The organism is Oleiphilus sp. HI0066 (genome assembly GCF_001635725.1).
This window is the reverse complement of record NZ_LWFH01001222.1, coordinates 19707-43247: the sequence shown is the minus strand read 5'-3', so window position 1 is coordinate 43247 and position 23541 is coordinate 19707. Positions and strand designations below refer to the sequence as shown.

The following is a 23541-nucleotide window of genomic DNA, read 5'->3' as shown; positions in this document are numbered from 1 at the left end:
TGAGTGAATCAATCAGCAACTATGCTGCATTCGAATCGGTTTGATCTGTAACGACCTTCTCAGAAGACTCTTCTTTTTTCTTATGCTTATCGACAGACTCAACTTTTTTCTGTTTTTCATATAAGAAGGTAAGTACTTCATGACGATAGTGGTTGTACTCAGGATTATCTGCCAACGCCAAACGATCACGAGGTCGATCTAGTTTCACATCTAAGATCTCGCCAATCGTTGCCGCTGGTCCGTTAGTCATCATCACAATGCGATCAGACAATAGAACAGCTTCGTCAACATCGTGCGTGATCATAATAACTGTGTTACCAAGCTCGGCATGAATCTCCATAAGAGAATCCTGCAAGTGAGCCCGTGTTAACGCATCGAGTGCACCGAAAGGTTCATCCATGAGCAATACTTTTGGCTCCATCGCCAAAGCTCGTGCGATACCAACACGTTGCTTCATACCACCGGAAATTTCAGAAGGTAATTTATCCAAGGCATGGGTCATGTGCACTAATTCAAGATTATGATGCACCCAGTCTTTCATCTCAGCCTTACTGCGACCGTTACTTGTTTGTTTCACCGCTAGCTCAACATTTTTGTAAACGCTCAACCAAGGTAATAAAGAGTGGTTTTGGAATACAACTGCACGCTCTGGGCCTGGCTCATTCACTTCTTTGCCATCCAAAATAGCGCCGCCAGTTGTCGCTTGATGCAGGCCTGCAACAATGTTCAGTACCGTTGATTTACCACAACCTGAGTGACCAATAAGAGACACAAACTCGCCTTTCTCAATCTTTAAGTTTACGTCTTGTAAGGCTGTAAATGGCCCTTTAGGTGAAGGGAAATCAATACCAACGCCTGATAATTCTAAATGTCCTGTACTCATCTTAAATCCTCCTGCGCTTAACGTAATGTTGCGCTCTTATCCCAGCTCACTTGCTTTTGGATAACTAACATCAAACGGTCTAATAAAAATCCGATAATACCGATCGCTAACACTGCTACCATGATACGTGCGAGTGACGCTGAACTACCGTTCTGGAACTCGTCCCAAACAAACTTACCTAAGCCTGGGTTTTGAGCGAGCATCTCTGCAGCAATCAGTACCATCCAACCAATACCTAATGACAAACGAAGGCCCGTAAAAATCATTGGAATCGATGACGGCATAACAATTTTTATAACGTGATTGATTGGGTTCAAACGCAGAACCTTACTCACATTTATAAGATCTTTATCAATACTAGAAACACCCACTGCGGTATTGATCAGCGTTGGCCATAGGCAGCACAACGATACCGTGACAGCTGAAGTGATAAAGGATTTCGAAAACATTGGGTCGTTTGATACATACACAGCACTCACGACCATTGTTACCAATGGCAACCACGCAAGCGGTGACACCGGTTTAAATAACTGAATTAAAGGGTTAATCGCAGCATATGCCGATTTACTCAAGCCACATAAAATCCCTAATGGCACGGCGATAATTGATGCGATAAAGAATCCAGTTGCAACCGTACCTAAGCTCGTCCAAATTTGCTGGAAGAACGTTGGTGCGCCTGTATAAGGGCGGATTTTAGGCACGTAGTCTGGATCTTTTGCCATACGCGCTTCATTGCGTTGTTCTTGTCGCTCATAAAAGGCTTCTGCCTTAGCAACCTCTGCCTGATGTTCATTCAATAGATTCTTTGATTGTTCCCATACTTGAACAGGGCCTGGGAATTGGCCTAGCGAGGTATCGATGTTTTGTGCTGCAGCGTTCCACAGACCTAAAAAACATACTAACCCAAGCAAGGGTAATGCGAGTGCAGTCGAGAGCTGCTTCAATTTTTCACCTACTTGGCTTAATCCACCAGTAGTAGGCATCACCGCTTGTTTAAACATATCTTTCTCCTTTATGCCTATAAAACTTGCCCAGTGCGAGGACTATGCACTCGGCAAATTAGGCTATGTGCTAACTTCGTTAAGGCTTAAATTAAGTCTTTGCCTTTCAAACCTATTGGGAACTTCTGCAAGTACTCATTTGGTTTTGAACCATCGTAAACGTGGTCGTCAATGAAGTGTGTTTGAGGTGGCTTAAAGCCAGTTTCTGAATCGAATTCAGGGAAATCAGAAGCTTTCGCTTTACCTTCTTCGATCAATGCTTTGGCTGCTGTCGCGTAGATATCTGGACGATATACTTTCTTAGCCGTTTCCATGTACCAATCATCTGACTTATGCTCAGAGATCTGCCCCCAACGACGCATCTGTGTTAGATACCAAATTGCATCACTGTAGTAGGGGTAAGTCGCGTTGTAACGAAAGAATACGTTGAAGTCTGGAATCTCACGCTTATCGCCTTTCTCGTACTCAAACGTACCCGTCATACTGTTAGCAATAACCTCGTAGTCAGCACCAACGTAGTTTGCTTGAGATAAGATTTTTACCGCTTCTGGACGGTTAGCGTTGTTGTTCTCATCCAACCATATTGCTGCGCGGATCATCGCTTTTACAACGCGAGCATGCGTATTTGGATATTTCTCTGCCCACTCGTTACTCACACCGAAAACTTTCTCTGGGTTGTTCTTCCAAATTTCGTAATCCGTTACAACTGGCACACCAATACCTTTAAATACTGCTTGCTGGTTCCACGGCTCGCCCACACAGTAACCATAAATAGTGCCGGCTTCCATCGTTGCTGGCATTTGTGGTGGTGGAGTAACCGAAAGCAATGCATCTGCATCAATCTGACCGCTGGTATCACCTTTATGTGGTGCGTAATAGCCAGGGTGAATACCACCAGCAGCTAACCAGTAACGTAACTCATAGTTGTGCGTCGATACTGGGAATACCATACCCATGTTAAATGGCTTACCTTCGCTCTGATATTTTTCAACAACAGGCTTTAGTGCGTCAGCTTTGATTGGGTGCACTGGCTTGCCATCTTCGTGAGGAATATTCGACTTCATTTGTGACCAAATATCGTTTGATACGGTAATCGCATTACCATTCAAATCCATGCTGAAGGCAGTAATGATGTGCGCCTGCGTACCGAAACCAATCGTTGCACCAAGTGGCTGACCTGCCAACATATGAGCACCATCAAGCTGGCCGTCGATCACGCGGTCTAGCAATACTTTCCAGTTCGCCTGTGCTTCCAAGGTAACGTAAAGACCTTCGTCCTCGAAGTAACCTTTTTCATACGCAACAGCTAATGGAGCCATGTCCGTCAATTTAATGAAGCCAAATTTCAACTCTTCTTTTTCTGGCCATCCTAACTCTTGTGCTGTCACAGAAGTACTGATCATTGCACCTGCAGCAGCAACGGTGACTGACATCACCGCTAGCTTGGTTTTCAATGAACTCAAAAATCCTGTTTTTTTCATGCTCTACTCCGACTGTCTCCAGTTCTTTCGCCAAAAAAAAACCCGCACAGTCTTCCAGATCTTGAAAGACTGTGCGGGCATCATTGCCTGATTATTGCCGCACCTTCGCAGCAACTCTCTAATTTTGGTTGTTCTCTGAGATTACGCCTTACGGGCAATCCGTAACCTATCTATTGCAAAAGAAAGGCCAACTTTATAAAGCTATAAATTTCAATAACTTACGGCCATATCACTCTTGCCCCACCAACTACTTGCACCAGAGTAAGGAGCTAAAACAAAAACGCGCACCAAGTGTGCGCGCCTTTATCTTCAGCTTTTGATCACAAGTAGCTATCGGTAAATACCTTGTCCACCACAGCATATGCCGCTTCTCGATCAGTGATCTGGTTTGCTTTTAGCATTTTATTTACAAGCCATATCCCTTGCTCGCGCGTCGGCTTGTTAATATCGACTGCAGCATCACTAAATTGATTGTACGAAGGAACAACTCTCGGCGGTAAAAATCGATGCGTTAAACAGCTACCGATAAGAGAAGGCGCAATCACTTCAATTGGCGCATCTAAATAATTTGCTCTCGACATGAGACGTGCGGCTTCAAAACGATTTGGCGTTTTCTCTAAATAAGAGCAAGCTTGCGCCAAAGCAGTACACAAAGAACGAACCAGATCTGGATTATCAGACGCAAACTTCTTCGTTACACCCAAGACTTTTTCAGGCTGGTTTTCCCAGATATCGAAAGAGGTCAACGCAGTCAAACCGATCTCCGAACGCACAGCTTTTGCGTTCCATGGGCCACCAACACAAAAAGCGTCAATTTCTCCACTCTCGAGAAAATCGACCATATTGACCGGCGGCACGGTCAGCAAATCCACATCATCTAACTCAACCCCACCGTCACTTAACCAGTCCAGTAACTGATAGTGGTGACAGCTATAGGGAAAGACATCTGCAAATTTCAATTTGCTAAGACCCGCTTCTTTTCTTTGCGCAATAACAGGTAACAATAACTTTGCTGATAAAGGCAAAGGCAACTCTGATAAGCCCGATACCGCAAGGATCTCCTGATATAAACCTTCGGAAATCGTTATTGCATTCCCGTTTAAGCTCAACACAAAGGGAGCGATGACCTCGCAAGGCCGACAACCTAAACCTAAGCCACTCGCCAACGGCATAGGCGCAAGCATTTGCGCCGCATCGAGAACACCAGCGTGCAGCTTGTCTCTGAGTGTCGCCCATGAATTTTGCTTTTGAAGCGTGACATCTAAGCCTTGTTCTTCAAAAAAACCGTATTCCTTGGCGACAATAAGTGGCGCCGAATCTGTCAAAGCAACAAATCCGAGCTTTAGTTCTTGTTTTTGTGTTGATCGCATGAATACACCTAAAAATTCATATTTTTCATAATTGAGATAATCGTTTTCGCAACATCTTCAAGTTTCTGCCCTGAATCCATGGCAGTTTTGCGCATGCTACTAAAAGCCTCTTGCTCAGAGAGACCTTTGGTCTCCATAAGCAAACGTTTGGCTTGATCGATAAGCTTGCGCGCCTCTAACTCATTCTTGGTTTGAGTCAGCTCTTCTTTGAGACTTTGATATTCATTAAATCGGGCCACGGCCGCATCAAGAATAGGTCTTAACCGACTAGTATCGGTATCACCCACCACGTACGCACTTACGCCAGATTTCACGGATTCATTGATTAGATCTTCGTCTTCTGCATCAGAAAACATCACAACAGGCTTAGGGTTATATGCTGAAATCATATTTAGACTTTCAAGCATATCCCTAGTAGGAGATTCGATATCAATCACAATGATATCTGGCTGCCAGGCATCTACCTCCTTCAGTAAGGTAGCGTTTGGCTGCGCCATATGACGAATTTTATATCGCGATTTTTCTAAGGCGGATACCACCTCACTAGCACGATCTAAGTCTTCGTCAATAAGTAGAATACTTAATTCTGAGGACATACCTTGGGACTCTTTTCACGGACAACTTACTCGCTACGAGTCTTGATGCTCGCTCACGTGCATAACAGGCAGCAAAAAATAGACCATGCATTAAATGCACGCTAAGTGATTGATTTTTGATGCGGTCAAACTTGTACACATACAATCGCACACCAATATAGTGTAACAAAGTTAGGCGGTCGCAACAGCAGCAGCTTCTCTTTCCACTGGATAACGCAAGTTCACCACTTCACCAACAATCGTAATCGCAGGACCAGAGATTTTTTGATCTCGAACTTTCTCTACGATATCAGAAAGCGTGGCTATGCAGATCTTTTGCATAGGGGTTGTCGCGTTTTCGATCACTGCCACAGGCAACGAAGCAGAAACCCCATGCTCAATAAGCCTCTGAGCAATTAAGTCGATTCGACGAAGCCCCATATAAAATACTAAGGTTTCTCCGTTTTTCGATTGCCCTGATACTCCTTCACTCAATGATGCCCAATTGGGTTCTGTCTCAGCACTTTTCATGTGTGCCGTCACAAACCGAACCGATTGTGCACAACTGCGATGTGTTAAGGGAATACCAGCATAAGAAGACGCGCCCGATGCGGCTGTGACTCCAGGAACAACACAAACTGGAACTCCAGATTGTTGAAGTACCTGACACTCCTCACCAACACGAGCAAAAATCGCGGGATCGCCGCCTTTTACTCGTACTACCTGTTTTCCTTCAAGTGCCAGTTTTAGCATCAACGCCGAAATACCCTCTTGAGACATGCTATGTTGGGCATAGCGCTTACCAACATAAATGCGTTGTACTTGTTTAGGAAACAGCGCCACCACCTCATCGGACACGAGTGCGTCGAACAAAATGACATCTGAATTTTGTAGCGCGCGATAAGCCTTAAGGGTGAGCAACTCTACATCACCTGGCCCCGCACCAATAATCGTTACACAACCTCGTTTAGAACGAGCTTGTATTTGAGTTTTAACCCGATTTATAAACCCTGTGTCCTTAACCTCTCCATCATTATTTGAAGAGCGCCTAAATAGAGCTAATAAATTTGTTGCAGCAGTAATCATGAAAACTCCTCTAAGGTAATGCGTTCACCTTCTGGAACAAGATTTTGCTTAAGAATTTGTTTGAGTTCAGACTTACACGACCCACAATTTGTGCCGCACTTTAATTGCGACCCCAAAGCTTCAACGCTATCACAGCCGTCATCTTGTATGGCTCGGATGATCTCTTTTTCACCCACCTTATAACAGCTGCAGACCATGCGACCTTGGGCATAGACGGAGTCTACTTCCGCATGCAGAAGTGCTTGGATTTGTTCTTCGCTCAAGACGCTACTATCAAGCATGCTTTCTAACCAAGCTCGCTCATATTCTTGCGCCTCTGAATGCGTGAATACGCCGTAAACTAATGATTGGTCGCGCGTCGCAAAACGATTCATTCCATTTTGATGCTGATAGGAATAACGCTCATGCACATCCTGATAAACCGCATTCAGAGCTGAACCAAGCGTGGTGCTTTTTTCTTTGCACGCAAATCGGTAAATCATGCCGCCACGGACTTTTGCTTTCGACCACACATAAAACTGCGCATCTAGCCATTGAATCGGAAGCTCGTCTAGACTAAATAACTCGCCGTATTCAGCCATCTCGACCGGTGAAAGCGCAACAGCCGCATGTTTCAATTCTGGCTGCCCAGAAATGGGGTCTCTTGCATCTGTATATAGCTTTGAAATTGCCGATGATGAAGACCATGTTGTACCCCAATGAATGGGTACAAATAACTCACCTCGACGTAATCCATCATCGATTACGACTGGTAACACGACCTGATCAGCGTCTGAATTCACGGCAGAAGTGACCGACACATAGGCACCCTGTTCAAGACTTAAATCTTTGGCATCTTCTGGGTGAATCGCTATATATGCGTTCGCAGTATGCTGGCTCAATTGTGCGCTCACACCAGTACGTGTCATGGTGTGCCATTGGTCGCGCAATCTTCCAGAGTTCAACACAAACGGAAAGTCTTCACTAACTGCCTGCTCAGGAGGACGGAACTGCACCGCAATACAGTTTGCTTTTTGAGACAGAGTAAAGAACTTTCCATCTTCAAATAATCGTTTAGTGCCCTTTGGGTTCTCGTCGTTTATGGGCCATTGAACAGGAGCTAGCTGATCGTATTCTTGAGACGATAAATCACACAAACCACTTAGATCTAAGTCCCGACTTCCGTTGTTTTTATATGCCGTCAATCCAGCATACTCATCGAAGACCTCATGCTGAGAAGCGAAATCAAATCCGTCAAAACCCATTGCAATTGCGACATCACAGATAATTCGCCAGTCATGCTTTGCCTCACCTAGAGGCGGCAAGAAAGCTCTTTGACGAGAAATCGTGCGCTCTGAATTCGTCACCGTGCCATCTTTTTCTGACCAGCTCGTCGCCGGCAACTTCACATCAGCAAAGGGTAAAGTATCGTTTGACGACACATAATCTGAGACAACAACGAAATCACATTTTTTCAGCGCGCTCTCTATTTGAAGCCTGTTTGGCAGACTCACGACAGGATTGGTCGCCATCACCCAGACCGCTTTAACATCGCCTGATTCAATCTTTTGAAACAGATCTACAGCCTTATGCCCATGCGATTCAACAATTGTTGGGCATGACCAATATTCTTGTACTAGCGCGCGATGTTCTGCGTTATCAATATCCATATGTGCAGCCAGCAAGTTGGCCAAACCGCCTACTTCTCGACCGCCCATTGCATTTGGTTGACCGGTAATAGAGAAAGGTCCACACCCTTCTTTGCCGATTTTTCCACTCGCAAGATGACAATTGATAATACTCGCAGCTTTATCAACGCCAGCACTCGACTGATTCACGCCCATCGAGAAAAAACTAATCACCTTATCTGTTTGCGCAAAGCTTGCGTAATACTCTTCTACATCTTGCTCAGGCAAATCACATAGCTGTGCGACCTTCTCAATAGTGAAAGACTGTGCGGCCTCTACTGCTTGCTCAACTCCTTCAACCGACTGATCAATATAAGCTTTATCAAGCCCATCATGCTCTGCCAGATAGGCGAGCAAACCGTTAAACAAGGCAACATCACTTCCTGCTTTCAGAGGGAGATGAAGATCTGCGACTTCACAACTTGCTGTGCGACGTGGATCGATAAATACAATTTTTAGATTTGGATTTATTTGTTTCGCACGCTCAACGCGTTGAAACAGAACAGGATGTGTCCAAGCCGCATTTGAGCCTATAAAAACGAGCAATTCCGTTTGCTCTAAATCCTCATAACTACACGGTACGACATCTGATCCAAATGCGCGTTTATGTGCAGCAACTGCTGAGGACATGCACAGACGAGAGTTCGTATCGATATTGGCAGACCCGATATAACCCTTCATCAACTTGTTTGCGACGTAATAATCTTCCGTTAGTAATTGCCCCGATACATACAGTGCAACGCTGTCTGGGCCATGCTCATCAATAATATCTTGAAAGCGCTGAGCCACTTCGTTGGTCGCAGCTTCCCAAGGAACCTGCTTCCCACTAACTTCAGGAAAAAGTAAGCGCCCACTATCTTCTAAGGTATCTAGTAAGCGACTTCCTTTAACGCACAGTCGACCAAAATTTGCTGGATGCTCAGGAGTGCCACTCAGCCCCAAAACTTCTGCCTCAGAAGCCTCCTCAGACTCAACATTTTGAATCTGGACATCGACACCACAACCCACGCCGCAGTAAGGGCAAGTCGTGCGCTGCAGTGCAACGTTTGACCCAACAGATTTAAACTGAATAAGCTCTGCGCTAGACACAATTAACTCGCTACACTTAACTGAACCATTTCATCAACGATACGTGCCGGAAACACGGAAACAGATTGCTCTGGATCATCAATACATTCGCCCGTTGTTAAACAGAAACGCTGCTTATATAAAGGTGAAGCAACCACATAACGCAGCGGAGTATCTTCACCCGAAACTGAACAAATCAAACCACGGTAAAGCACATTCGCCTTACCGATCGGGTCAAAGTTACTAATCGCGAGTACTTGTTCTTGTTCACCTTGCGTAAACTTAAACAACGCAACTTGCTCTCCATTTACTAAGGCACAAACACCAGAGTTATCGATAAGATCGTTTGTTTGGCAGATAGAAACCCAGTTTTCATTGCTAGACATCATTTTCTCTCTTATATCATTCGTTCTTAATTCGTTAGAGGCTTATGTATTAAGCCAAAGCATCTTCAGCAAGGGCTTTATCCGTCGCAATCAGATCACCTGATTGTTTTTCTTGCTCTGTTGCTGGACGAATTTGATCTCTTTCTTGAACAAATACGATGTTAGGATCAGTCGCATCAGCCGCGTTTACGAACTGACGGAAGCGCTTACGCGACTCTTCATTTTCAACTGCCGTTTTCCACTCACACTGATAGGTATCCACAACATGCTGCATCTGGGCTTCTAGCTCTGCGCAAATACCCAACGAGTCTTCAATAACCACTTGTTTTAGGTATTCAAGACCGCCTTCTAAGTTTTCCATCCATGTAGAAGTACGTTGCAAGCGATCTGCCGTTCTGACATAGAACATCAAGACGCGATCGATATATTTGATCAGTGTTTCAGTATCGATATCAGTAGCGAATAAATCAGCATGACGAGGTTTCATACCGCCGTTACCGCACACGTATAAATTCCAACCTTTCTCGGTCGCAATAATGCCGATATCTTTGCTTTGCGCCTCTGCACACTCTCGCGTACAGCCTGAAACCGCCATTTTCATTTTGTGCGGTGCGCGCAAGCCTTTGTATCGGTTTTCAATATCAATCGCTGCGCCAACGGAATCTTGGACGCCATAACGACACCAAGTGCTTCCTACACATGACTTAACCGTACGTAGCGCTTTTGCGTACGCATGGCCGGTCTCGAAACCTACAGCGATCAGCTCCTCCCAAATGAAAGGCAATTGCTCAACGCGCGCACCAAATAAATCAACACGCTGCCCGCCAGTGATTTTTGCGTATAGGTTGTATTTCTTAGCGACTTGCCCCAGAACAATCAGCTTGTCAGGTGTAATTTCACCACCAGCGATACGAGGTACAACCGAATAACTACCATCTTTTTGCATATTGCCAAGATAAGTGTCGTTGGTGTCTTGAAGTTTGACGTGCTCTTTTTGAAGCACGAAATCGTTCCATACTGACGCGAGAATTGAACCGACCGCAGGCTTACAGATTTCACAACCGATACCGCGACCATGTTTTTCAAGCAGCGCGTCAAAACTTTTGATTTCTTCGACTTTAATAATGTGGAAGAGCTCTTGGCGAGAATAAGCAAAGTGTTCACAAATATCTTTATTGACCTCTACGCCGCGTTTTTCTAGTTCGCTATCAACGACGTTTTTCAATAAGGCCGCACAACCACCACAACCGGTGCTTGCTTTAGTACATGATTTCACCGAGCCAAGATCACAGTTGCCCGCATCCATTGCATCAACAATGTCGCCCTTAGAGACGTTGTGACAAGAACATACCGTCGCAGTCGCTGGTAAAGCATCAGCACCTAGCGCAGGCGCAGCATCGCTCGTAGAAGGAAGAATTAAACTTTCTGGTTTTTCAGGAAGGTCGATACCATTTAAAGCATACTGAAGAAGAGTATCGTAGTCTGAAGTGTCACCTATTAGCACCGCACCAATAAGTAGCTTTTTGTCTGCATCAACAACGATCTTCTTGTAAACACCTTCAGGTTGATTTTCATAGGTGTAACTCAAAGCACCTTCTGTGCGAGCATGAGCGTCACCAATAGAGCCTACGTCGACTCCCATCAACTTGAGTTTGGTGCTCATATCTGCACCCTCAAACTTCAAATCACCTTCTGCAAGATGGCTCGCCGCGACGCGCGCCATGGTATAGCCAGGGGCAACTAAACCAAAAATAAAGTTACTCCAAAGCGCACACTCACCAATCGCATAAATATTTGGGTCGGACGTTAGACAATTATCGTCGATCACGATGCCGCCACGCGGGCCAATATCGATGTCGAACTCTCGAGCTAAACCATCTTCTGGACGGATACCTGCCGAGAATAAAATCATATCGGTTTCTAGATCTGAGCCATCAGCAAACTTCATTTTATAGCGGCTAGTATCGCCAGATACGATTTCTTGCGTCGCTTTTTCGGTATGGACTTGCACGCCAAGCTCTTCAATTTTTGACTTCAGCAATTGACCGCCAACTTGGTCTACTTGAACCGCCATTAGCTGCGGAGCAAACTCAACAACGTGGGTTTCGAGACCTGCTTGCTTGAGAGCATTTGCCGCTTCAAGACCAAGCAGACCACCACCCACAACAACACCAACCTTGCTTTGTTTAGATGAGGCTTCAATTTGCTCTAGGTCTTCAATGGTTCGATACACCAAGCAATGCTCTTGATCATTACCAGGAATTGGAGGAACAAAAGGAAAGGAGCCCGTAGCAAGCACGAGTTTGTCGTAAGCATACACATCACCCGCTTCAGTCTTAACCGTCTTGGCTTGCTTATCAATATGAGAAACTTTTGCATTCACATGAAAATTCACGCCTAGCTTTTCATAGTATTCTGCGCTTGTAAGTGAAAGATCAGCTGCTGTTTTGCCTGTAAAGTACTCCGACAAATGCACTCGGTCGTACGCCAACCTTGGCTCTGCAGAAAGAACTGTCACTTCGACGTTCATATCTTGTTCAAGTATCTGCTCAACAAAATGATGGCCTACCATTCCATTGCCGACTACCAATACTTTCATTGTTGATGCTTGCATAACTTCTTCTCCACCAAAAATTTTGGGGCAAAAAAAAACCCATGCCACCAGCATATTTGCTAGTTAGCATGGGCTTCTTTGCCGTCAGCACATTAAGTTCATTCTTAATATGCTGTCTCTGTTCTGTGTGAGTATGAACCGTCGTCATACCCCGCGCGGTTTTTAACACTGCTTTGCGATACGATTTCTAATACAAATTTAGTACCAACTTTATATCTCTATAAGATTCAGGCACTTACAAGGCTAGACTTATCAGTAGCTACCGAGCTTTATGCACCATAATGGTGCTGGCGCACCAATGATTAGCTAGAAGAGATCGCGCCAGCTTGTTCAAGCCATCGCTGCAATCGATCTAATGGCAGGGGCTTACAGCCATAGTAACCTTGATAACGGTTACACGATAACTTCTCTAAGACTTTTAAAGTTTGTGCATCTTCGATGCCCTCTGCAATCAAATCGCAGCCTAAACCTTCCGCCATCGCAATCACGGTTTGTATGATCACTTTTGAGTTTTCATCATTCTTTATATCTTCGATCAAAGAGCGATCTAACTTGATTTCACTTGCAGGCAAACCTTTGAGATATGACAACGATGAATAACCCGCGCCAAAGTCATCAATTGAAATCTTGAACCCATGGGCTGCTAATTTATCCAGTGTCGCAATGCTAAACGCCGGATCATCCATCGCCGCAGTTTCGGTTAACTCCAAATAAACCAATTCAGGTGATACATTCTCGGTCTTCAGTGTTTTAAGAAGTTGAGCGCCAAAATACTTAAACTTCAGATCACGCGCTGAAATATTAATCGACATGCTTCCGTCATAGCCTTGAGCTCGCAGCATTACCAAAGCACGTATCGCTTCTTGAAATACCCATAAGCTCAGCTCATTAATTACCCCAGTTTCTTCGGCCAGGGGAATAAATTGATCCGGAGGAACAAAACCATTCTCTAGATGAATCCAACGTACTAAAGCCTCGAGACCAATCACCTTCCCGCTACTAATTTCAAACTTCGGCTGAAACACTAAACTGAGCGCATCATCATTCAAGGCCTTACGTAAGTCTGTCATCAGGGTAAGCCGGCTCGAACTATAGATATCGTACTTCTCACTATAGATTCCCATGGAGCCTCTTTCGGAGCGATCCATCGCAATCAATCCATTTCGAATTAATTGTGCCGGCTCTGAGCTATGATTGGGATAAAGAGAGCAACCATATAATGGTGCTAGTTCAAACGTTAAGCCATCAAATTCAATCGGCGATGCGAGCTCGACTAAGAGATCATCAAACGGCTGACGGTTTTTTTCGAATTTATCTAAATCAATAAGTACACCGAATGTTTCATTCGCAATTTGAAACGCCGCGTCTGGGCCAACTCCTTGCATATGCTCAACACTAATTACTCCGAACATATCTCTGCACTTCTCGTTTAAAAACACCGCCATTTGCGCCAAAACCGTCTCAGAGCTGGCCAAGCCGAGCGTCCGCGTAATATCAGAGATGCGCGTCAAATGCACCATCGAGATCATCATTCTTCTATTGGGCGCAGCATCCATCTGCTCACGTAAGAGGTTCTCGAAATGATTTCGGTTAAGCAGATTAGTGACTCGATCACGTGACATGGTTTGCGTTAACAAACTCTGTGTGTAATTTCGCTGTTGCTCGATATGAAGACTCTTTGATTGCGCAGATATTTTCTTTTCACGCTCGCGATACAAACGATCTGCAAGAGCCAAAGTCAAAATCAATGCCTCAAGTCCAGATCCAATCTGCATGGCGTACTCAGTCCAAAATGTATTTGGCAATGCGCCTGTAGTGCGGCCGCTTGTTATCGCAAAACCAACGGTCAAAGGAATCCAAGCAACCGTGAAATAAATACCTGAACGAAGCCCTTTATACCAAGCGATGGGACCTGCAAAAGCGAGGACGCTAAAAAGCAATAACGCACCCACAACCGAGATACGCACCGCAATGCTATAATCTGCGAATAAAATGATACAGAGGTGTATCAACTCCAGCGCTATCATCGCCTGAAGAAGCTTATCGAAGCGCGGACTAATCGACTTCATTCGCAAAAATAACTTTGCGAATAAAAGAGAAAAAATAGAGAGCAAGGGCATAGACGCCAAGAACAGGCGCCCATTTAGTTCGGGCAGATCATTTAGAAAATGTTGATGGACATATCCTCGACTACTCGCAAAGAATAACAAATAGCTTGCGATAGCCAGCGCATAATAAAGATACAATCGTTCGCCTAAGCGAAGAAAAACAGCGAGATTAATAATCGCAATAATCGTCAGAACGCCATAGTAAAAGAAATGAGCCTTTTGCTCTTTCGAAGCTTGTTCAAAGTAATGCTTCTCTTCCCAAATCAACATGGGAACGGTCATCGAGCCTTTTGTTTTCACGCTCGTGTAGATTTCAATTTCTTCGTTGGGTTCTAACGAAAAACGAAAAAGAATACCTGGATCGTCGACTTGCCTGTGCGCAAAGTGTTTGCGATCACCAGTGGCCAGTCCAAGCTCGGTTCCATCTTGCTTACGCGCATTGAAGACAACATGATCAAGCTGAGCGTAATCGATCTCAAGAATAAAGTTGTTGGCCTTGTCAGCTCCATTTTTAATGCGTGTTTTAAACCAGAGTTGTGCATTGGTAAACCCAAAGCTTCTTTGCTCGCTGGCACCTTGGGTCCACTTATCTTCAGGTAGTTTTTGAATGTCTCGCAATTGCAGAGATAATTCTTGATCAATGAGGTAGGAGTAAGAGGCTGAAAGTGGTGACTGATACACACCTTCAAAGGTATTCAACGCTGAACTTTGCCCTGCAACAGAATAATTGCTTAAAACAAATAACAAGCAAAACAAGACACTTCGCAAACGAAAAAAGGAATGACACACAAACACTAAACGAATTCTCTAGACTCTTATTCTCTTTAAAAGTCTAGATCAGAATAAAGCGATAGCGCACTTTTTGTACATTTTTTCTAAGCGCCTAGCAAACCCCCTTCTTTGAACGCTTTCGCACCAGCGATTTTGCCGATATGTGTTCCCTTTGCAGCAAACCGTTGGTTTGTTCTGGCAAAAAACTTACCGCTAACCGTCGCGCATGCAGGCGTTGCAGATTGGTCTACGGGACTAATAATTTCGGCGATCGCTTCACCTGCTTCAACCCAGTCTCCCAGCTCTTTTAAAAAAACGATAATACCTGTTGTTTGCGCATCAATTGAATCACAGCCAGCAAGAGGCGTTGATTCAAATTTCGCCTTTGGTTCAGAAGGTGTCGATTGGTCAATCACACCAACAGCGCATAACCACGCAAACAGATTCTGTGCATCTTGCTTAGCATACGTATGACTAACGTCTGCCTCACCACGGTATTCTATGGTGACGCCACAGCCAGCTAAAGGAATTGGGTAACGCGTGCCAAAACGTTCCTGAAGTCGATACCACGCGCCTGCTTGCGCCTCGTCAAAAGCAGAGCCGCCTGATCCTTCTGCGTGGAGCAGCGTTTCTACACCTAAATAACGCGATAAATGTTCGGCCTGTTCAAGGTAGGGTGTATCGGTATATAGATGCATTAATGCTTCGAAATCACAATGCATATCCAATACATAGTCGGCATCATGAGATAGCTTTAAAAGTATCGCGCGCTGCTCGTCTAACTCGCTTAACTGAGGCCTTTGTTCAAACGCATCGGCGATGGCTTTTCGAATAGCTCGTTTATTAGCTTCGATATCTTGTGTTAACTGGGACTCTATATTCTCAGCGATCAACTCATAGAAATCGGGGTGGCTACGATTAAAGTTCAAGCCTGTGTTCAGATCGAATCGTCCCAAATGATCGTGCATCACATGTTGAGACAAACCAATTGCGTTGGCATATGGCACCAAGACAATCTCACCTTCGATCAATCCCTCTTTCTCAGCTTGATCGAGCAAGCTTCTGAGATGGTGCAGCACTAACATGGGAGGAATCTCGTCCGCATGCAAACTGGCTTGAAGATAAATCTTTAGATCTCTACTTTTCTTCCCGTAATGCAGACTGACTAATTCTCTTCGTGTTCCAATCGTCTGTTGCCTCAGTGGGTATGTGTTGAATTGCATAAAGAATCCTTTAAGACGAAAGTATGATTGCTTGCATCGCCATTATGTTTTTTTATGTCACCTAAATACATTGAATCACGCATCATGATGGCTTTTATAAAATGTTTATTGCTTGCTGTTATAGCTCAAATAACAACAACGCACGCATCAGAAGTTACCCTATTTCATTATGACCTAAAGGATGGTCTCGAACCTTATTTTTGGAAAAATAACAACGGTGATCATATCTGCATCATTCCAGATATCGTCGCGCGAATGAAACCCTATAAACTTCGATTCACGGAAATCCCACGCAAGCGATTGGATGATGCATTGTTTTCTGGGCAAATCGATTTTGCGTTAATGCATCCTGACTATACGGAAATTGATGATAAGTTAAATTTCATACCTACCTATTTCTCACAAACCAAAGTTCTCTACCAGCGACTTCGCGACACCACAACACCGAAACATTTAAGTGAGGTTCAGAACACAACAATATGCGCACGACTTGGCTACAAAAATCCTGTGATCGAGCTCGTCTCCGAAGAGCAAAATATTCGAATCGTACAATCGCCCGACAATGAAACTATGGTGCGAATGCTCAAAAAAATCATTGTGATTGCTTAGTCGGCTCAACACACGTCATCGACTTTACCTTGATGAAAACGCACGAAAAAGGCATCGCAAAAACCAAAGTGCGTCTAGCAGAAAAACCATTTTTCTTCGCACTCCCTCAAAACAAGGTCGGTACAATTAAAGAAGTAAAAATGCATTTAGAGGAGCTAAAACGCACTGGAGAGCTGGATCGAATTGTTGCGAACTATACGGGTAGCTAAGTAACTATGCGATCCACTGTGAAATGTATGAATGGTAAAAAGGGATACCAAAAATAACGTTCAGAGGGAAGGTCAAGCCTAGTGATAACAGCATGGCTAAGCCAATATCCGCATCGGGAATAGCGCTTCGAATTGCTGCCGGCGCAGCAATATAGGAAGCACTAGCGACTAAAGTCGCAAGAATAAGAACTGAGCCTTCAGGCAGCCCCAAAGCTATACCAGCGCCTGCGCCAATCGCAGCAAATGCAAGCGGTGTGACGCATGCGAAGATAACCAGTTTCCATTGTTTGTATGGGAAGGGACGGAGTGTTTCAGCCGCGGTAAGTCCCATTTCTAACATGAAGATAGCCAAGATTGCTTTGAAGCCTCCTGTCAATAACTCGGTGACCGACGCACCTTGCACTGGCCCGTACATCCAGCCAATCAGAACACCACCAACGAGCAATACAACACCTCGGTTCGTCAATGTTTCATGCCAAATAGCGCGATGAGAAACGCCTTCAACTTGCTTCTCCGAATTGAAAAAACGATAAATGGCGAGGGCAACAATAATCGCTGGAAGCTCTAACATAACCAGATAAAGCGTCGTTTGCGCACCAAACTCAATGTTATTGGACTCTGCATACGTCAGCACAACCGCAAAGGTACCGGCACTAACCGAACCATAGTGAGCTGCAATACTGCTGGCGTTGGCGAGAGATACGCCACAGACAAAACGTAAGATAGGAAGAATTAATAAAGGGCAAATCGCTCCAACTAAGGCGACGGTTAACATCTCCCATATCAAGTTAGTCGAAACACTACCAAATAAGGCCATACCACCCTTCAATCCGATGGTAAGCATTAATAGTAAACTCAGGGTATCGTAGGCTTCTTTTGGAATACTCAAATCAGATTTGAGAAGCCCGGCAACTAGGCCGAGCAAAAAAAACATGACAACGATATCAGGCATAGTAAGTCTTTCGCACAGAACAGTAGCCAAACGGCTATGCAAATCAGAAGAGACAACAAAGGCAAGCGCGTTTTTATTGGTCAGCCTTTTATTGCCGCGAGACTATTGTAAAAGTATTTGTTAGATTCTCATAGCATATAAAACAGCTATATTTCTGAGACCCTCTAAAAATATCCCTCTAAAATGCCTCAATTTTTTCGAATCCAACTGAATAGTTTTATTCGCCGTGTCGAAAATGCGCAGGATCTTAAATGCCTTATAAAAGACCAAGGTGTGACATTAACGCGTAGAGGACGATCTCGAAATTGGACAATCGAACTCAATACAGAACAGTCCATCAACTTACAAAAGAGTATTGAATCAGCGAAACAAGAAAGCTGGCTATGGGTTGCAAATCTGCTTAAGAAGCAGCGACCAGAATTAAATTTGAAAGACCTAAAAACGCTTGCCAAAGAACATTGGCCAATCAGCGTTAATCAACTCATGAGGCTCACAGACTGTACGAGCGCACAAGCTAGGCTAGTTATTGACGAAATTGAATGGTCAGAATAGCAAGTACTTACTTATTGCATAAACGAGAAAAACCTGAAGTTTTTGCAGCTCTTACCAACTGGCCGACCGAGGTTGCACTGGCATAACTCACAATCACTTTGTTATCCATCAAATTAACCCGAAACGTTTGCGACATATACGTCAAACCTAATTCATAGGGTAAATTAGACTCGTACCAACCCGTAGTGTTGTTATTAAACCAATTAAACAAGGCATCATACTCAGGCGTGCCGCGGCCAACTTTCTTCCCACAAAACTCGAACTCTGGAGGCATCTTGGTCGTAAAATTAACGGTCCCGCTGGCATTCACTGGACTACTAAACACTACAATTAGCAACGGAAGGATGAATAAGTATTTTAATGGCATCGGTATATTCTCTTTTTATTCGTGACGGTCACCGCGGAGCTATTGTCCGATAAAAACAGAAATACGAATATGTCGCGAATCACGATTAGGAATGTTGAACGGATTTCTGCAAAAAACGGGCGCTACATAAAGCGAACGCTTTACTGTAGACCCATCGCTTTTTTAGCAATTTGGGCTTTTATAAAAGTATGACGATTCATTGCATCCACGCCGAGATTTCTGATCAAACGTACTATAGGGTCTGTCGCACCAAACAATCTTTTAAACCCTTCCATACCCAGCATCATTGAAAAGTTTTCGCTCTTACGCGCTCGCTCATAGCGTTTCAATAATATGGGACTTGAAAGCTCATACCCCTTTTTCTTGGCATCTTCTGCAATACTGATCAGTGCCTGCACATCATCCAAGCCGAGGTTCAAGCCTTGGCCAGCTAAAGGATGAATACTATGCGCAGCATCACCCATCAAAATGGCTTGATCCGCAACATAGCTATTTGCATGACGTTGGCGTAGAGGAAATTTAAATCGCTTAGATACTGACTTAACCGCGCCTAGCTCACCTTCTATTTGTGCGGCCAACTGACGTTTAAACTCGACTTCAGGCAATGAAAAAATATGCGCAGCTTTATTTGTATCAATCGACCACACGATGGAACAAAACGAAGCATCAGATGAAGCCCCTTCTGTACTTGAGTTATTTAAGGGCAAAAAAGCTACGGGGCCACTCTCGGCAAAACGCTGACGCGCCTTCATACCGTGAGGCATTTCCATTTCGACAGTGCAAACGATAGCTTCTTGATCATAATCCCATTCGCGCATCGCCAAATTCAGCTGTTTACGAATACTAGAATTAGCACCGTCAGCGCCAATAAGTAGATTCGCATACACAGATGGTTGATCAGAAAAACTTAATTGATAGGCGCGAGCTTGCTCGCCCTCGCGAGAGATCAAGGCGCATGATGTAATGTCTTTCTCGAAGAAGGTATGCACATTGTTTTGCTCGCCAATGGCTCTCATACAGGCTGCCAGCAATACATGATTCTCGATAATGTATCCAAGCGCCTGGGCCTGATATTCAGCCGAATCAAAATGGATACGACCGCCGCCTAGTTCCTCCCAAACCTCCATATATTGGTAAGGTTGCACAAGTGATGAAGGAAGATGCTCCCAAACACCACAACGATGAAAAAAAGCGACATTTGCAGGCGTCAAGGCACTGACTCTAGCCGAGTAGTCGTTTACAGAGTAGCGCTTCATATCGACGGCTAAATCAGGTTGTGATTGCCGATCAATCAAAGCCACACGATAGCCTTGTTGACCTAGGCATAGTGCAGCGCTTGCACCAACAATCCCCGCTCCCACAATAGCGAGGTCAAATGATTGATCATTTAAGGACGTTTGCTCAGACATAAATTATCGAATTCTCTCAAGCGCGTTCTAAATCAAATGTCTGAGCTCGCCCCATTGCATGCTTTGCAAACTCTGACTTTAGTTGCGATAAGCCATTCAGAGTCACTAAACCAGCACTACGAGCTAGCGCTGGGATGTGTGACTCTGGGGAAAACACATCAATCAGTTGATCACTAAAGCTCACAATTTTACGCTGTTCAGGCTGATGCTGCTGCGCGATATTTTGTAAGACAGAATAACTCCAATACGCATCTCGACTAGATTGCCTCAGACCTTCAATCACGCCAGCAACACCGCGAAGAGCTAAATTAAACCCTTGCCCAGCTACGGGGTGCAAGCTATGCGCAGCATTCCCGACCACTACAAAGCGAGAACGAACCGGTTCCTTAGCCTGCTTCAAAGTCAAAGGGTACGAAACCCGTTTACTCACATTAAGAATTCGTCCTAGACGATCTCCAAACAAACGCGCAACTTTGTCCGCAAAATCACGCTCATTTAATTTCATAGCGGCTTCTGCATCTTGCTCAGATAAGGTCCATACCAAAGCACTCGTATCGATTGTGAGAGGTAAAAGCGCTGAAGGACCTGTTCGAGCAAAGCGCTCGAAAGCAACACCTTCATTTGGTAATTCCGTCTCTACGTTTGCAACAATGGCAAATTGCTCATAAGACTTGATTTGGTACTCTATTCCCAAGCCCTGAGCTGTCGGGGAGTTGGCACCATCCGCGGCGATGACGAGCTTAGCTTTTAACTCCTGTGCGCCACCATTGTCACGAGCAACGATTAATTGAGCGTGCGTATCGTGCATGACAACCTGCGAAACATTGGCTCCATCAAGAACATCTACCTTGCTATCTAATAACTGCGAAGATAAGTACTGACCAAAGGCCATGTTTGGAACGACATAGCCAAGGGCATCAAGCTGCAAATCTGTTTTGGCAATTCGAGTTGTTCCCATTCGCCCCTGCTCAGAAACATGAACCGTATTAATTGGATTTGCTTGTACTGAATCTGCATCCCATAGATCGAGACCTTTCAATATTTCGACGCTACCTAATGACAAAGCTGTGGAGCGACTATCGAAACTATTATGTATAGTTTGAGGCTGAGCGTTAGCCTTAATAGGGAACTTCTCAAGAAGCAGCACGCTGAAGCCAGATCGAGCCAAACCAATTGAAAGAGGAATGCCAACCATACCTCCACCAATCACGGCAATATCATATTCGGTTCGTAAGTGATCAGCTTGATCTTGCATTACTATTCTGCCATTAACGCTTCGATTTCTTGGATCGTCTTTGGTACGCCGTTCGTCAAAACGTCGTAACCTGAAGAGGTAACAACAACGTCATCCTCTATTCGTACCCCAATACCATGGTATTTCGATGGTACATTCTCACTGCCCGGAGCGATGTATATGCCTGGTTCAACTGTCATCACCATTCCTGGTTCTAACACTCGCCATTCGCCGCCGCTTTTGTATTCACCTACATCGTGAACATCGATACCTAGCCAGTGACCTGTGCGGTGCATGTAGAATTTTTTATACGTCTCATTCTCGATATTGTCTTCACGAGAACCTTCAAGCAACCCAAGTTTGATCAAGCCATCAACAATAACCTCAACGGCGGCTTCATGTGGATGATTCCAGTGATTATCTGGCTTCACTTGAGCAATCGCGGCTTCTTGGGCATCTAAAACAATTTGATAAATCTCTGTCTGCTCTTTGCTGAACTTTCCGTTTACGGGAAAAGTACGCGTAATATCCGATGCATAACAATCGAGTTCACAGCCAGCATCAATCAGAACTAAATCACCATCGTGGAGTTCTTCGTTATTATCAATATAATGCAGAATGCAGGCGTTATCTCCGCTTCCAACGATCGAAGAATAAGCAGGAAAGCGCGCTCCTTCACGTACAAATTGATGTAACAATTCAGCTTCTAAAGAGTATTCATACAAGCCGGCTTTACTCGTTCGCATGGCCTGCACATGAGCCTGCGCGCTAATTTGAGCCGCTCGTCGCATTGTCTCTATCTCGGCTTCACTCTTAAATAAACGCAATTCATGCAATGGATATTCAAGTGCAACAAATTCGCCAGGAGGATGCGCTCCGCTGCGAACCTTGCTGCGAATGGTATTCACCCATTCCATCATTTGCGCATCAAACTGAGCATCGCGACCTAAGGCGTAAAAGACCTTGTCTCGGCCTTCAATAAGCCCCGGCAAAATATCGTCGATATCACTGATCGGAAATGCATCGTCCACACCAAGCTCTTCCAACGCACGATCTGGCCCAAGAATTTTGCCATCCCACATTTCCTTTGTTGGATCTCTTTCACGGCAGAACAACACAGCTTCACCATGTTCTCGCCCGGGAATAAGAGCTAGCACAGCATCAGGTTCATTAAACCCAGTGAGGTAATAGAAATCACTATCTTGTCGAAACGGAAATTCTGCGTCATTGTTTCGAGTTAACAGCTTGGCTGAGGGCAATATCGCAATCGCGTTATCGCCCATGTGTTCGGCGAGCGCATTGCGGCGCTCGGCATATTCTGAAATAGGAATACTCATGAAGGCTCCTAATTACTAGTGCAAAGTCGGAGATGGTTCGTTTGTTTCTAGTGTGTCTGCTGGCGGTTCAGGCTCATTGAACTCAGCATATAAATTCAATACCCCGATACGGACGTATTCACACACCTCAAAAAAATCACGCTCGCTGGTTTCGGAGCTATCCAAACGTGCATCAAGCTGACTAATTTCTACCAAGTCACTCAGTATTTCTTTTAGATCTTGGTCAAGATTGGTTAAACCTTGCGCTTGCGCAACAGCGATTCCTTCCAAAAATCCAGAAACCCAAGCACCTAAAGATTCCCCACGCTCAGATAAAGAGTAGCTGTCATCAGGCATACATATCTGAAACTCGCTTGAATCGGCGTCTACTTTTTCCACTGTTTGATGGTAAAAATTACAAAGGTCCGATTGGACATTCGGTTGCTTATCTACGTTGAACTCTTCGATACCCATGTGCTCTAGACACAGGCCAAGCCAAATTTCGTCTTGAAGCTTACTCTTTCCGGCAAGCTGTCCCATAACAATCCCATGTAACTCACTCGGGTGGTTAATCGCACCGTTTAAGTTATAGACATTGGCGAGCCATTCAAAATCGCTCTCTAATTGCATCTCATCACTCATAGAGACTCCGTTGGTGCA

The 23541-nt window shown here is 44.6% G+C and carries 20 protein-coding genes; 3 read left to right on the top strand and 17 right to left on the bottom strand.

Annotated elements, in window-relative coordinates:
- Positions 1-19 precede the first annotated feature (19 nt).
- From A3738_RS17045 to A3738_RS16995, 11 genes are all read right to left on the bottom strand, one after another.
- Entirely contained in the window at positions 20-883 is an 864-nt protein-coding gene (locus tag A3738_RS17045) for an ABC transporter ATP-binding protein (protein ID WP_068502941.1), read from the bottom strand.
- 17 nt (positions 884-900) lie between these two features.
- Positions 901-1884, bottom strand: a complete 984-nt coding sequence (locus A3738_RS17040; protein WP_082869133.1) for an ABC transporter permease — start codon at positions 1882-1884, stop codon at positions 901-903.
- A gap of 86 nt (positions 1885-1970) precedes the next feature.
- A complete protein-coding gene (locus A3738_RS17035) occupies positions 1971-3287 on the bottom strand; it encodes a CmpA/NrtA family ABC transporter substrate-binding protein (RefSeq protein WP_369819818.1) in 1317 nt (438 codons plus the stop codon).
- Positions 3288-3685: 398 nt separating this feature from the next.
- Positions 3686-4735, bottom strand: coding sequence for a CmpA/NrtA family ABC transporter substrate-binding protein (locus A3738_RS17030; protein WP_068502949.1), 1050 nt, complete (start codon positions 4733-4735; stop codon positions 3686-3688).
- 8 nt (positions 4736-4743) lie between these two features.
- The gene (locus A3738_RS17025) at positions 4744-5331 is read right to left on the bottom strand and encodes an ANTAR domain-containing response regulator (RefSeq protein ID WP_068502952.1); all 588 of its coding nucleotides are present in this window, start codon (positions 5329-5331) and stop codon (positions 4744-4746) included.
- A gap of 171 nt (positions 5332-5502) precedes the next feature.
- Positions 5503-6396, bottom strand: coding sequence for a uroporphyrinogen-III C-methyltransferase (gene cobA, locus A3738_RS17020; RefSeq protein ID WP_068502954.1), 894 nt, complete (start codon positions 6394-6396; stop codon positions 5503-5505).
- Positions 6393-9152, bottom strand: a complete 2760-nt coding sequence (locus tag A3738_RS17015) for a nitrate reductase (protein ID WP_231876681.1) — start codon at positions 9150-9152, stop codon at positions 6393-6395. Before A3738_RS17015 ends, cobA begins: the two co-directional genes overlap by 4 nt.
- A 2-nt stretch (positions 9153-9154) precedes the next feature.
- The gene (gene nirD / locus A3738_RS17010; RefSeq protein ID WP_369819817.1) at positions 9155-9520 is read right to left on the bottom strand and encodes a nitrite reductase small subunit NirD; all 366 of its coding nucleotides are present in this window, start codon (positions 9518-9520) and stop codon (positions 9155-9157) included.
- A 46-nt stretch (positions 9521-9566) separates the two neighbouring features.
- Positions 9567-12131, bottom strand: a complete 2565-nt coding sequence (nirB, locus tag A3738_RS17005) for a nitrite reductase large subunit NirB (RefSeq protein ID WP_068503009.1) — start codon at positions 12129-12131, stop codon at positions 9567-9569.
- A 302-nt stretch (positions 12132-12433) separates the two neighbouring features.
- Positions 12434-14986 (bottom strand): EAL domain-containing protein, encoded by a 2553-nt coding sequence (locus tag A3738_RS17000; protein WP_156502776.1) that lies wholly within the window; start codon positions 14984-14986, stop codon positions 12434-12436.
- 128 nt (positions 14987-15114) lie between these two features.
- Positions 15115-16233: a succinylglutamate desuccinylase/aspartoacylase family protein gene (locus tag A3738_RS16995; RefSeq protein ID WP_068502963.1), complete on the bottom strand. Its 1119-nt coding sequence runs from the start codon at positions 16231-16233 to the stop codon at positions 15115-15117.
- A 54-nt stretch (positions 16234-16287) separates the two neighbouring features.
- Between A3738_RS16995 and A3738_RS16990 the strand changes: the two genes are divergently transcribed.
- Both A3738_RS16990 and A3738_RS30020 read left to right on the top strand, forming a co-directional pair.
- Positions 16288-16842 (top strand): ABC transporter substrate-binding protein, encoded by a 555-nt coding sequence (locus tag A3738_RS16990; protein WP_068502966.1) that lies wholly within the window; start codon positions 16288-16290, stop codon positions 16840-16842.
- Positions 16843-16874: 32 nt separating this feature from the next.
- Entirely contained in the window at positions 16875-17051 is a 177-nt protein-coding gene (locus A3738_RS30020; RefSeq protein ID WP_156502777.1) for a hypothetical protein, read from the top strand.
- A gap of 4 nt (positions 17052-17055) precedes the next feature.
- Here A3738_RS30020 and A3738_RS16985 read toward each other — a convergent pair whose 3' ends face one another.
- A complete protein-coding gene (locus A3738_RS16985) occupies positions 17056-18003 on the bottom strand; it encodes a sodium-dependent bicarbonate transport family permease (RefSeq protein ID WP_068502969.1) in 948 nt (315 codons plus the stop codon).
- Positions 18004-18186: 183 nt separating this feature from the next.
- On the opposite strand from A3738_RS16985, the gene A3738_RS16980 reads away from it, so the two are divergent.
- Entirely contained in the window at positions 18187-18555 is a 369-nt protein-coding gene (locus A3738_RS16980) for a ribosome recycling factor family protein (RefSeq protein WP_068500275.1), read from the top strand.
- A gap of 7 nt (positions 18556-18562) precedes the next feature.
- On the opposite strand, the gene A3738_RS16975 is transcribed toward A3738_RS16980, so the two are convergent.
- The 5 genes from A3738_RS16975 to A3738_RS16955 form a co-directional block, all read right to left on the bottom strand.
- On the bottom strand, positions 18563-18922 hold the full coding sequence (locus A3738_RS16975; protein ID WP_068502972.1) for a hypothetical protein: 360 nt from the start codon (positions 18920-18922) through the stop codon (positions 18563-18565).
- Positions 18923-19062: 140 nt separating this feature from the next.
- Positions 19063-20331, bottom strand: coding sequence for a UbiH/UbiF/VisC/COQ6 family ubiquinone biosynthesis hydroxylase (locus tag A3738_RS16970; protein ID WP_068502975.1), 1269 nt, complete (start codon positions 20329-20331; stop codon positions 19063-19065).
- A gap of 16 nt (positions 20332-20347) precedes the next feature.
- Positions 20348-21586 carry an FAD-dependent monooxygenase gene (locus tag A3738_RS16965; RefSeq protein WP_068502978.1) on the bottom strand — a complete coding sequence of 413 codons (1239 nt, stop codon included), beginning with the start codon at positions 21584-21586 and terminating at the stop codon, positions 20348-20350.
- A 2-nt stretch (positions 21587-21588) separates the two neighbouring features.
- Complete coding sequence (gene pepP / locus A3738_RS16960) at positions 21589-22902, bottom strand: Xaa-Pro aminopeptidase (RefSeq protein ID WP_068475980.1); 1314 nt, start codon at positions 22900-22902, stop codon at positions 21589-21591.
- Positions 22903-22917: 15 nt separating this feature from the next.
- Entirely contained in the window at positions 22918-23523 is a 606-nt protein-coding gene (locus tag A3738_RS16955; RefSeq protein ID WP_068502980.1) for a UPF0149 family protein, read from the bottom strand.
- Positions 23524-23541: the final 18 nt, after the last annotated feature.